This is a genomic window from uncultured Alteromonas sp. (assembly GCF_963976965.1).
GTDB lineage: Bacteria > Pseudomonadota > Gammaproteobacteria > Enterobacterales > Alteromonadaceae > Alteromonas > Alteromonas naphthalenivorans.
Window position 1 is genome coordinate 108,669 of sequence record NZ_CAXBMP010000013.1, and the last position, 13,243, is coordinate 121,911.

At 44.1% G+C, this 13,243-nt stretch carries 8 protein-coding genes; 7 read left to right on the forward strand and 1 reads right to left on the reverse strand.

Translation table 11 applies throughout. From position 1 onward, the window contains the following. Positions 1-31: 31 nt before the first annotated feature. From AAC006_RS11925 to AAC006_RS11935, 3 genes are all read left to right on the forward strand, one after another. Positions 32-283: a TIGR02647 family protein gene (locus tag AAC006_RS11925; RefSeq protein WP_013786237.1), complete on the forward strand. Its 252-nt coding sequence runs from the start codon at positions 32-34 to the stop codon at positions 281-283. 266 nt (positions 284-549) lie between these two features. After that, positions 550-1,194 carry a tetratricopeptide repeat protein gene (locus AAC006_RS11930; RefSeq protein WP_013786236.1) on the forward strand — a complete coding sequence of 215 codons (645 nt, stop codon included), beginning with the start codon at positions 550-552 and terminating at the stop codon, positions 1,192-1,194. A 462-nt stretch (positions 1,195-1,656) separates the two neighbouring features. Next, positions 1,657-3,990, forward strand: coding sequence for a TonB-dependent receptor (locus AAC006_RS11935; RefSeq protein ID WP_339891406.1), 2,334 nt, complete (start codon positions 1,657-1,659; stop codon positions 3,988-3,990). Positions 3,991-4,171: 181 nt separating this feature from the next. Here AAC006_RS11935 and AAC006_RS11940 read toward each other — a convergent pair whose 3' ends face one another. Next, positions 4,172-5,857 carry an alkaline phosphatase D family protein gene (locus tag AAC006_RS11940; protein ID WP_339891407.1) on the reverse strand — a complete coding sequence of 562 codons (1,686 nt, stop codon included), beginning with the start codon at positions 5,855-5,857 and terminating at the stop codon, positions 4,172-4,174. Positions 5,858-6,069: 212 nt separating this feature from the next. Here AAC006_RS11940 and rnr point away from each other — a divergent pair, with 212 nt between their 5' ends. The 4 genes from rnr (at position 6,070) to AAC006_RS11960 (ending at position 12,971) form a co-directional block, all read left to right on the forward strand. Continuing rightward, the gene (gene rnr, locus AAC006_RS11945) at positions 6,070-8,382 is read left to right on the forward strand and encodes a ribonuclease R (protein ID WP_339891413.1); all 2,313 of its coding nucleotides are present in this window, start codon (positions 6,070-6,072) and stop codon (positions 8,380-8,382) included. Then, positions 8,382-9,119 carry a 23S rRNA (guanosine(2251)-2'-O)-methyltransferase RlmB gene (rlmB, locus tag AAC006_RS11950; protein ID WP_013786232.1) on the forward strand — a complete coding sequence of 246 codons (738 nt, stop codon included), beginning with the start codon at positions 8,382-8,384 and terminating at the stop codon, positions 9,117-9,119. Before rnr ends, rlmB begins: the two co-directional genes overlap by 1 nt. A gap of 556 nt (positions 9,120-9,675) precedes the next feature. After that, positions 9,676-11,364 (forward strand): S8 family serine peptidase, encoded by a 1,689-nt coding sequence (locus AAC006_RS11955; RefSeq protein ID WP_339891409.1) that lies wholly within the window; start codon positions 9,676-9,678, stop codon positions 11,362-11,364. A 230-nt stretch (positions 11,365-11,594) separates the two neighbouring features. Continuing rightward, the gene (locus tag AAC006_RS11960; RefSeq protein WP_339891411.1) at positions 11,595-12,971 is read left to right on the forward strand and encodes a DUF4397 domain-containing protein; all 1,377 of its coding nucleotides are present in this window, start codon (positions 11,595-11,597) and stop codon (positions 12,969-12,971) included. Positions 12,972-13,243: the final 272 nt, after the last annotated feature.

Consider the following 13,243-nt stretch of genomic DNA (forward strand, 5'->3'; position numbering starts at 1 on the left):
AATAATACCCTTTTTTGCCTAAGGTGAGTGTATGACAATATTTGACCAGGACATGCTCGACGAACTTAACTTATTAGTTAAGTTCCCTACAGACAGTTTATTACAAGGCCTAAAGATACATCACGATGCCAGCCAATCAATGGTGAATGCTGCATCAAGACTTTATGCAAAGGGTCTGATTACTCAGCCCGATGGCGGTTACCTTACCGACTTAGGAATAGATTTGGCCGATCATTCCCGCCATCTGCAATCGGCGTTGTGTAACCGCAAAAGTAGCCACTAAAGAATACACGCTTGTAGCGGGGCTGCTGTTTAACATGCCCCGTTAAACAAGCCTCGTTAAACTAGCATTAAGTATTCGCTTTAATGGCCGATAATTAAACATAGCCATTAAGGTCTAGATGCAAATATCGTCATATTCATACCCTTATTTGTTTCTTTGCCATTATACCTAAACGCTTTAGAAGCATGGTTTGTAGACATTAACCTCAGACTTTAACTTAAGACTTTAACTTAAAATACCAACGTCTAAATAAAGAAGCCATTGATATGAAACTGTATTCACTGCCCACAATCTGTTTATTGCTTTCTACACTTTTCAGCGCCGCGGTGTTGGCTGAAGGGGAAACCATTGATGAAATTCGTGCGGTACAGTTATACGATCAAAATGCGCTTATCGATATGATTAATGCCAACACCCACTTAGATAAAGTGGTCGCCGATAGATGTCAGCTTGTACAAGATATTGAAGCCCGTGCGGATATACTTAAAGTGCCTGCCTACCAGTTTTTATGGGGCGATATGTTAGCCTGGGGCGTATGTGTAGATGCTGAACCTGCCAGGGGCATGACCCATATTGAAGATGCAGCGAACCAAGGTTTCCCTGCTGCGTTAGAACAGTTAGGTCGTTATTATGCGAACGGCACTTTAGTACAACAAAATAAAGAAAGAGCGGTAGTGTATTTGCGAGAAGCCGCAGCGCTTAAAAGTTTAAAGGCGCAATTGCAGTTAGTTGAGCTATTTCTTGACGGTTACGGCAGCCCTTACGACTATCAAGATGCCTATCATTGGTTACATAACTCAGTCACTAACGACAAAGCACAGCATCAAAAAATAGCCAGTTACTTAAGCAAGCTTGAACAGCTAATGCACCCTAAAGCAGTACGCGCAGCAAAACGCCCACTAGACAGCTAATCCACTTAGGCTAGCAATCACTGGTAGCACGTTCGCCCGCCATTAAGCACGTTCGCTAAAAAGTATATGGCGCGCTCGAAAACTTCCCCCACTGCAACAATGCTTGAGCAAATTCACTTCGGCCGCAATTCACTTAAACCGCAATTCACTTAAAACGTAATATAGTGCGACTTTAATAAATTAAAACCGCAAGAAAAAACATCCAGTAGGCTATCAATAGCCTCTTACTCCAATCCAACACATTCATTGTGTACTTATATACGTGCATGATATTTATTGGGTTTTGAAACATGTTGTCATAAAACTGCCTCTTACCTGTCACCTTCGCTTCATCATTTCGTCTTATAACAAGATTAGATTCATCTGCTTTGCAGAGCTCTGACCACTACTGCAATAAACCATGAAAAAACACACACAACCAAGCGCAGAACACATTAACGAGATATTCATTAAGGGACACACATGTTTTCAAAAACGCTATTAGCCAGCGCTATTTTTAGTGCATTGGCCGCCCCAACATTTGCTAATACAGATTCACCAGCAGATGAGAAAGACTACATTGAAGAAATTACCGTTACTGCTCAAATGCGTGAGCAATCGATAATGGATGTTCCGGTAACCATGGATGTTATTTCAGGCGACTTTTTAGAGCGCACAAACATTATGGAACTTGATGAGCTTTCTCGCGTTTTGCCAAACGTTCAAATTCAAGAACAAGCGGTAAGCCTACCTTCATTTAATATTCGTGGCGTTACAGACGACGGCTCTTCCGTTTCGGCTACCCCACGTATCTCGGTATATCAAGATGGCTTCGATATCAGTAAGAAAACGGTATCAAGTGTGGCGCTTTACGATATTGCTCGTGTTGAAGTATTAAAAGGCCCGCAGCCCACACTATTTGGTGTTGCCGCGGCTAACGGTGCTATCAGTATTCACTCTCACTTGCCTACCAATGAAAAGGAAGCAAGGGTTCAGCTAGGGTACGACACTGAGTCAGGCAAAGAAGCCGAGTTCATGTTCAATACGCCTCTCAATGATAATCATAGCGTGCGTATTGCCGGCTTATATCGTCAGATGGACGGTATTGTAGAAAACAATGCCTGCTCTGAAGACAGCTACTATGGCAACGCCGACATGATTGATCATTTAGGTAATACCGTGCCCTGTAACAGTGAAGATCTGCAAGGTATTTCAGTACAAGCCCTACGTGGTACATGGAAAGCCAGCTACGATAACTTTGAAATAATAGCCCGTGCTTCAATGGAGTATAACGACCAACCAGGTATTGCATTTAAATCAGGCTCGATTGCGCCTAATGGCGGCGATACCAGCCCGTTTACAGCCGCTGAATTCAGTATGGGCAGTGAGCTTGGTATTGAGCGTACACTGCAGGCCTACGATATTTCATTAGATTACGATATTAGCAACAGCTTAATGTTTCATGGCGATGCGTATTATAAAGATGTAGAAGTGAGTGAAGGGTTTGATGCCGATGGTTCAGCCCTTAGAATTCAAGATGCCTACTTCGATAACGATGCAACACTAAGCGGTGGTTCTATGCGCTTGGTTTATGATTCGGGCGAAAAGCTGGTGGCTTTTGTGGGCGCCTCAGTAAGCCAAGATGATTCGATACTACCTTACTATGTGATGGTAGACCCGTTTGTACGCGGCACCTTCGATGCGGTAAAAGCGCAATTAGAAGCGTCTTCGAATATTCCGCTCAATCAAAACATTGCTACCGATGCCTCGCTTGAAGAAATTGAAGCTTTGCGCGCTATGTTAGTGTCTTCATTGTTTAATGCCGATGGCACGCCAATTTCAAGTGCAGACTTCCCCTCTACTATAATTCAAGGCCCGTACATCTTTGAAGCTGAGTTAGACATTACTTCTTATGTGGCAGAAGTTTCTTACTTTGTGACTGATAAAGTGAATGTGACCGCCGGCGTGCGCTACATTGATGAAACTCGCTATACCAAAAATACCTACACGTTAGATTCAGGTACCTTTGCGTTTGAAGCAGAGGGTGACTTTGACGATACGCTACCTCGTTTTGCCGTTAGCTACGACATGAACGATAGTTGGAATTTTTACGCCAACTACGCGCGCGGCCGTCGCTCACCTGTGGTTAATGCTGATTTCTCTGGTGTATCGACAACCAAAGCGGAAATTGTCGATAGCTATGATTTGGGCGTTAAATACCAAAGTAACAATTTCACCTTCTCAGGCGCGATTTTTACGTATGAATATAGCGATTATCAACAGTCTTATACTGATCCTGAAACACTGCAATCTATTACCGTAACCGTTGGCGATTCAACTATGTCGGGTATTGAAGGCATGGGAACCTACCATTACAGCGATACCTTATCGATAACCGGTAGCATCGGTTTCTTAGACGCAGAATTTGCTGATGAAACGGCCGATGGTAGCCCATTTCAATATGCTGGCAATAAATTCCGCTTAGCGCCAGAAGTGAGCGGTGCGATAAACATCAATAAGGAATTTGAAGTTCAGAATTGGTTAGTAAATGTGAATTGGTTAACTAGCTTCCAGTCTGAAGTATTCTTTGAAAGCAGTAATTACCCTGGTTTATCGCAAGATACTCATTCTTTAACAGATATTTCAGTACAGTTCTCACAAGAAGCCAGCAGCTTTGCGTATGAAGTGTATTTAGAAAATGCCTTCGATAAAGAATATGTAATTGATGCTGGTAATACGGGTGGTGGTTTAGGTATTCCTACCTATGTTCGTGGTATGCCGCGCATTGCAGGCGTTCGCTTCTACTATAGCTACTAATATCGGTAGCTTTTAAATAATAAAAAATCCCGTTTCGCTTTTGGCGGTAACGGGATTTTTTTTGTCTTGGTGCTAGGTGGCAAGTAACGGGGCTAGCGCTTTACTCGTATCAATTCAGACTTTGCCCAGCCACTACTTACTTTTTTACTTAGCCTCTACTTGGCCACTAATCAGGCTTTCGTCAGCCCTCAATAACAAACTCATGACTATTTACTGTACTGGATGATGTGGATTTAATCGTATCTACATAACGCCACGTGGCAACCGCCTGTTTTTCAGTAAAAGATACCGTTAAATATCCCCGCTGATGCAAATTGCAATATGCTAAATCATCGATAAGCACAGGAAGATCCTCCGCCATAATTTTCGCAGTGTCAGCATCCATTTTTAAATAATGCTCCATACCCGGCGATGAAACACTGGATGTGGCAAGCTCCGTTGCCACCGCGGTGCCATCTTGCAAGGTTAAGGTGTTATGCCACGCATTGTGCGTGTCGCCCGCTAACGCGATCACTGGTTTATTTAATTGTTGCACTGCGGTTAGCAATTTTTCCCTTTCTACCGGATAGCCATCCCAGGCATCAAGGTTGTATGGCATGGCAGCGGCTAGCAGCTTTTCTTCTTGTGCTGAAATGGTTTCTCCGGCTAGCTTTCTGCGTTTGCTATTTGCAAGGGCATGCACATGAGCAGGAATTTTTTCAAAAGGGACACCATTAAAGATAGAGGCAGGAAACATCATGCGGCCAATTAAAAGCTGCTGCCCTAATACTTGCCACTTCGCTTTGCTATCGTTCATGGCCGTGTTAAGCCATGTTCGTTGAGCATCCCCCAGTAAACCTCGTTCCGGCGCACTAATCGCCTTGGTAAAGCTGGGTAAATCAAAAGCCTCGGAATCGGGAGCATCAGGGTTGCGAAAGTCACTATAGGCTAACTGCTTATCTCGCGCTAAAACACGAGTATCTAGCATGTATAGGTCAACCAAGTCGCCAAAGGTAAACTGTCGATATATTTCTAATCTGCTTTCACCAAAGGTAGGTCGAATGGGGAGCCACTCATAATAGGCTTGCACCGCCGCGGCTCTGCGCGCATAAAAATCCCCCTCATCTTCCTGATGATTTTCAGCACCATCTTTGTAGGTGTCGTTAGTGATCTCATGATCGTCCCACACCACAATAAAAGGCTTAGCACGGTGTAAATCTAATAAACCTTGGTCAGTACGATAGAGCGCGTAGCGTTTACGGTAATCTTCAAGAGTATACAACTCGGTATCGTTGTCTTTGGCAAACGTGCGGCCTAACTCTTTAGCATGTTCGGTGGCATAGCCTTCGCCATCATATTCGTAAATGTAGTCGCCTAGATGTAATACAAAATCAATATTCTGCTGTGACGCAGCATCAGCATAAGGCGTAAAAAAGCCCGCAGGGTAGTTAGAACATGAAAACACTCCGAACGTTACCTGGCTTACATTTTCTTTCGGTAAGGTTAATGTTGTACCTACATCGCTCATACTATTTGCGCTTTTAAAGCGATAGTAATAGCGGGTGGCAGGATTCAAACCGGAAACATCAACTTTAACAGTATAGTCTCGTGATTGCTGGGCCTGGGCAATATCACTGGCAACAAGGGTACTAAAATCTTTTGAAGTAGATACTTCCCATAAAATGTTAGCGTTTGCTGCTTTTTTGTCGGGCAAAGCTCGGGTCCAAAGAATAACGCTATTATGCAGAGGATCGCCGCTAGCAATGCCATGAGTGAAGCTGGCACTATCTTGTGGCTTTTTAGTAGAAACACAGCCGGCTAAACCTGTTGCAATGGCAACACTGGCACCGGTAATAGAACTTAATTTAATAAAAGAACGTCTGTCCATAAGGCATGTCCGTAAGGGTTATTTTTTTAGTGATTGAGAACTAAAGATATATCGAAAGTGTATGACACTGGCATGGCAGTTTTATAACGTAATGTTTTGTGCAGATTGCTGTTATACTGTGCGTAAATCGAACGCTTTAAAATTGCTATGCGTAGAACATGGGCAACAGTGTTTGAAAAATGAATAAACTAACGAGGCGACAGAACAACTCTATGAGTGATGATCCGCATTATCAGCGCGAGAAAGAAAAGTACGAAAATCCGGTAGCAAGCCGGGAGTTTTTGATGAGTTTATTGAAAGAAGAAGACAGACCTATGTCTTTTCTTGAAATATGTACGGCAGTAAATGCCGAAGAAGAAGATGCTCGCATTGGCATTCAACGCCGCCTTCGCGCTATGGAGCGAGAAGGGCAAGTTCAGTTCACCCGTCAAAAGAAGTACATTCTTCAAGATCAAGATGAGTTGTTCCGCGGTAAAGTCATTGGCCACCGTGATGGCTTCGGCTTTTTACGCCCGGAAGATAAAAGCGGAGACCTGTTCATTAGTGCAGGCCAAATGAAACTGTTTTTGCATGACGATATTGTAGAAGCACGAGTAAGTGGCACTGACCGCCGCGGTCGTAAAGAAGCCTTTATTACGCAGGTGGTAGAGCCGCGTTCAGAGCCTATTGTTGGTCGCTACTTTGTAGAGCAAGGGTTTGGCATGGTTGTGCCAGATGACAGTCGTCTACAGTATGAAATCGTCATTCCTCCTGAACACGTACACGGCGCCCGTATGGGGCAAATAGTGGTGGTTGAGCTTACGCAGCGCCCACGTCGTAAAATGAGCCCAGTGGGTAAAATTGTTGAAGTACTAGGTGAACATATGGCGCCTGGTATGGAAATAGAGATGGCGCTTCGCACCTTTGATATTCCGCACCAATGGCCAAAAGGCGTTACCAAACAGGTTAAAAGCCTTACCGAACAAGTGCCCGATGAAGCAAAAGAAGGACGAATCGATTTACGTCAGCTTCCACTTGTTACCATCGATGGTGAAGATGCACGGGATTTTGATGATGCCGTATATTGTGAACCGTTAGATGATGGTGGTTGGCAACTATGGGTAGCCATTGCCGATGTCAGTTACTACGTACGAAACGGCACAGCGTTAGACGATGAAGCCCAACAGCGAGGCAACTCGGTGTATTTCCCCGAGCAAGTTATTCCTATGCTACCGGAAGTGCTGTCTAACGGCTTGTGTTCACTGAACCCAGAAGTTGATCGTTTGTGTATGGTCTGCGAGATGACCATTACCGCTCAAGGTAAGTTAGGTACTTACCAATTCTATGAAGCCGTAATGAATTCTCACGCGCGTTTAACTTACACCAAGGTATGGCAAATACTGCAAGGCGACAAAGATCTTCATCAACGGTATGAAGCACAAGTCCCGCATTTGCGCCATCTTCACGATTTATATCGCTCGTTGAAAAAAGCCCGTCAGCACCGTGGTGCTATTGAGTTTGAAACCCAAGAAAGTAAGTTTGTATTTAACGCCCAGCGTAAAATAGAAAACATCGTTCCGCTTATTCGTAACGATGCCCACAAACTTATTGAAGAGTGCATGATTTTAGCTAACGTTAGTGCTGCACTAACACTGTCTGAAAATGAAGCGCCTACGCTATATCGTGTACACGATAAACCCGATGCCGATAGGTTGACGGCTTTCACCAGCTACTTAGCTGAAATAGGCGTGCCGCACAAAATTACCGATGAAGCTTTACCGGCAGATTTTACCGATGTGGTATTAAAAACCCGTGGTCGTCCTGACGAAGAGCTTATTCAAACCATGCTGCTTCGTTCAATGAAGCAGGCTATTTATGATGGTGACAACCTAGGCCACTTCGGCTTGGCCCTTGAAGCTTATGCGCACTTTACGTCACCTATTCGTCGTTACCCTGATTTGGTAGTTCACCGCGCATTAAAAGGGATTATTGCCAAGCAAAAGGGCAAAAATACGGTTTCAGGTGCAAAGAATTATACGGTTGAAGAAATCGAACAGCTAGGCGAACAATGCTCGATGACCGAACGTCGTGCCGACGACGCTACCCGTGATGTTGCTGATTGGCTTAAATGTGAATTCATGCTCGACCACGTTGGCGATACCTTCGAAGGCGTAGTCAGTTCAGTGACAAACTTTGGTTTATTTATTCGCTTAACCGAATATCACATTGACGGCCTAGTGCACATTACCTCACTCGATGACGATTTCTATCACTACGACCAAGTTAAACAAATACTGGCGGGTGAGTCGGGTCATCGTCAATTTAGACTAGGCGATACCGTAGAAGTAAAAGTGGCAGCGGTTAACCTAGATGAAAGAAAGATTGATTTATTGCTGGATAAGTCTATGCTGCGCGGCCCCGGCGGCAAGAAGGTTAAAGTAGCCAGTGCGAAGAAGCCGCCTAGAAATACCAAGCGAGGCCCTAAAAAGGGCGCGCCAAAAGGCAAAGGGGCACCATCGCGTTCAAAGAAAGGGGATAAGCGTTAATGGCACAGCAAGAATGGTTATATGGTTTACATGCAATGCAGTCGGTTTTAGAACAAGAACCAGAGCGTGTAATGGAAGTGATGGTATTAAAAGGCCGTAACGACGAGCGTTTGACTAATATTGTTAATCAAGCACGTCGATTTGGTATATCAGTACAGTTTTGTCAGCGTAAAGCACTAGACGACAAAGTTAACGGCGAACAGCACCAAGGCGTGGTCGCTAGAGCGAAACCCGCTCGTGTAATGGATGAAGCTGACTTAGATAGAATCTTAGACAAAGAAAGCAAGCCATTATTGCTTGTGCTTGACGGTATCACCGATCCGCATAATTTGGGCGCCTGTTTGCGTACCGCCGATGGCGCGGGTGTGCATGCAGTGGTAGTACCGAAAGATAAATCGGCCAGCCTTAACGGCACCGTGCGCAAAGTTGCGTGCGGAGCAGCGGAAGTTATCCCACTTATTCAAGTGACTAACTTGGCGCGTACGTTAAAGCACCTTCAAGATAAAGGTTTATGGATTGTGGGCACGGCGGGCGAAACCGACAAAACCCTCTACGATATAAAACTAGATGGCCCAACCGCACTAGTGATGGGCGCTGAAGGTAAAGGCATGCGCAGGCTTACCAAAGAGACCTGTGATGAATTAGTGAAGTTACCAATGGCAGGTAGTGTAAGTAGCTTAAATGTATCGGTTGCCACTGGTGTGTGCTTATACGAGATAGTGCGCCAACGTGGCTAACTAGCTTTTATTAAGTTGGTATATAACTATTAGCTACAAACTTATATTAGCTACAAACTTATATTAGCTACAAACTTATATTAGCTACAGACTGATTCGCAAAAGACAGAAGCCGTTAACGTATCCGTTAGCGGCTTTTTCGTTTCTGAAAAGCGTGAAATTAACAAGTGAATATTTAAGGTAATTTAAATTATAAATTAATATTTTCTTACAAATTGGCACTTTACATTCGAACCTCGCGCCATCTCTGCATTTACCAAAATTCCAACGCTACTTAAGCACAATTCAATCTACAACTTACGTATATATTTTCAACGTGAGGAACATTTCGTAATACTTAACTCATTGATTCTATGCTTAATAGTTAAATGGTGCGCATTTAATGTTTTACCCAATGCCACATCAAAAGGCAGGTGGGCCGTTTGCGAATTTGAGCATGGAGTGCTTTCGTAGGAAGTAGCGTTTGCCCTGAATGTCTATTAATAACAACGAAGTTTCAAAAGCGCTGTAAAGCGTTGAAACACGACAAGACAGATAACAGGAAATAAAAGTGAATATGAAACACACAAGTATATCAGCCATCGCCCTTGCAGTTTCTGTAGGGTTAGTAAGTCACGCTGCAACTGCAGCAATCACAAAAAACACGACAGCAACAAACACAACCAATGCACCAGTAAAAGTGGAAGAGCAAAAAGCATCGCTTCAATCTTTACTCGGTAAACGACTTGTTTTGAAAGGCGAGTCTGCACAAGAAGAACAGCGCTATATTATAAAATTCAAAGAAACATTAACGACAGATGTTATTAGCAATGCCAGTAGCAGCAAATCTGGCTCGGCTGAACTAGTTCAAGCCACAAAATCTATTGTGAAGCGACCTTTTGAAGTGCAATCAGCCCGCAGTGAAATACAGAAGGTGGGGGGAGAGGTTCGTAAAGAGCTTAGAAAGCATCGTATGATGGCGGCGTCTTTAAGCCGAAGTGCCCTCAATAAACTACGTAACAACGCAAATGTAGAAAGTATTGAAGTAGATGTAAAGCGCACACCTATGGCGCAAACCACGCCTTACGGTTACACCATGGTACAAGCTAATCAGCTTTCGCAAGCAGATACTACCGCTCGGCGTGTATGTGTTATCGACACGGGATACAACCTAGGGCATCCAGACTTACCTGGCACTAACAACGGAGTAACCGGTCAGGCGAATAATAGTGCCGTGGGGAATTGGTATAACGATGGCAATGGTCATGGTACGCATGTGGCGGGCACCATTGCCGCTTATGACAATAGTGAAGGGATTGTTGGTGTTTATCCTGGTGTTAATCTGCATATCGTTAAGATATTCAATGACAGTGGTGATTGGACCTATGCCTCTGATCTTATTGACGCCATTTCACAGTGTCAAAGTGCCGGGGCTAACGTGGTCAACATGAGTTTAGGTGGCGGCAGCGCGTCTACAACCGAGCAAAACGCCATGCAAAGCTTTACCGACGATGGCTTGTTGCTAGTAGCTGCGGCAGGTAATGCAGGTACGAGCGCGAAGTCATATCCTGCTTCGTACGATGCAGTTATGTCGGTTGCCGCTGTTGATTCAAATGAAAATAGAGCAAGCTACAGTCAGTACAATGACCAAGTTGAAATAGCCGCTCCGGGTAGTGCCGTTTATTCAACATACCCTACAGACACATATGCGTCTTTAAGTGGAACTTCAATGGCTACCCCTCACGTAGCAGGTGGCGCGGCCTTAGTATGGAGTTACTTCCCTCAGTGCTCAAACACGCAGATACGAAATGCGTTAACATCAGCGGCTGAAGACAAGGGAGCAAATGGGCGAGACAACTTGTATGGTTTTGGCCTGATGCAACTTGAGGATGCCTACAGTTACCTGAATACCAATGGTTGCGGCGGCAGTGGCGGTTCAGATCCCGGTACCGACCCAACTGTTGAGCCGGTTTCAGGCCAACTAACTGGGCTATCGGCATCCCGAAGTAATTGGAATCGCTATACCTGGACCATTCCTGAAGGTGTGACGACTATGACGGTGCAAACGTCTGGCGGTAGTGGCGATGCCGATTTGTATATGAAATTTGGGTCACAGCCCGAAACCAGTGACTTTGATTGCCGTCCTTACGAGAATGGTAATAACGAAGTGTGTAAGTTCCAAGCACCCGCTGCGGGTACCTGGCACATCGGAATTCGTGCTTACACAACTTACAGTGGCGTAACGTTATCGTATTCCTATGAATAGTTAACTTACAAATAAAATGCTCGCCCCTATTACCTTATAAACAGGTGATAGGGGCTTTTTTGTATAGAAAGACAGAATACTTTTGTAGTGAATTGTCAGCTTTGTAAAGGCTGCGTAAAGGTGTGAACTATAACAAGCTTTGTAGTGCCATACGGCAGTATAGTTCACGCCTTTCTGGGCAGTGTAACTCCCTTCAAAACAATCACGAATTTAGTAAGGACGTTCAGTATATGCAATTTCAATTTCCGGCTTGGTTACGAAACGTAGCTATCGGTCTGGTGGCAATTTCAGGGTTAGCTGCTTGTGGTGGCTCTGACAGCAGCTCCGATTACTCGTATGCTTATATACAATTCTATAATGCTTCGCCAAATGGTGCGAATGTAGAAATGCGAGAAGTCGATGGAGATAGCTTTGGCTCTGCGCAATTTGGTGATACTACTGCGATGTACTCGATGGACAACGGTGAAATTGAACTTGAGTTCATTCGCACCGACTCAGATGACCAGGAAGTGCTTATCGATACTTACACGGTTAATCTTAAGAACGGTGACAAGCACCTTATCGTTATGAGTGGTGATTTTGATTCACCCATTATCAGCGAATACAGCTATACCCGTGAAACGCTAGAAGATCACTTCAGGTTATTCGCGTTGTCTGTAACCATTGATGAAGGTTCTTACGACTTCTACTTAGCCGAGTCTGGCGACCCGTTTGAAGCGGCAAACTTCTTAGGTACGGTAACTGCATCAGAAATGATTGAGTTTGACTACTGGGATCCAGATGATGACAGCGACTACTTTGACGAAGATGAGTACACCATTTATTTAACCGAGCCAGGAAGTACTGAAGTTCTATTCGAATCACAGACACTAGACTTTGCATACGAAACTGAATATCTACTCACCATGCGTGATGTAAGTGGCGCAATTCAATCAGGTTTAGTTGTAGATACTATTTTGAATTCATCATCAGTGACGGCGCTAACCGATGTTGAAGCAGACTCACAGTACCGTATTTATAACTCGACAAATATAACCACTGCACTTGATGTGACTTTTGGTGGCAACACCGACGAAGAGGATGTTGCCTTTTCTTTAGAAGCGGATGAGTTATCTGAATTCACTGAAATTGGGTATGGCGATTACCGCGTAACAGTAACGGATACCTCTGGTGAAGCCGCAACGCTAAGCAATAAGCTTATCACTTTGAACCAAGGTGAAAGTAAAGCAATTCTAATCTACGAAAAAGCCGGTGCGCTTGGTGCGGTTACATTCGTAGAAAGTGGACTGCCTCAAGCGTACGATAAAACAGTGAACTTCATTAACCTAGTTGAAGACTTTGATGATGTGGATTTCTATCTAGTTCGTAACGATGAAACTATCGATACCGCAGAATACGACCTACAAAATCTAGAGTTTGGCGAGACGGACAGTGAAGTATTGCCGTCTGATTACTATGAAGTTATTGCCGTTTACGAAGATGATAACGAAGAACAAATTCTGCTAGATCGTACTGCCTTGTTCGGATTTAATGAAGAAGAGAACTATATTGTTACGGTAGAACCCGCAGATACCGCAACTGGCTATGAAATTAACATTTTGTATTAATCACTTATGTGAAAACTATACTAATTGCTAATGCCGGTATGCTTTAAATACCGAGAGTTTCAGTTACCTTTAGAAAAGACTATTACTTTCCCGTAATGGTCTTTTTTGCCTTTAGGGCTTTTTAAAGGGGGGCTCAAATCCTCATGAGTGTAATTAAAGATCTTCACAAAATTACTACCGATGGCGGGCTATCCTTCAGTGAAAAAGTGGCTCGATTACTAGGGCCTGTTGATCTTTGCTGCATATATTTCACTCAGCAGTACATGGGTAGC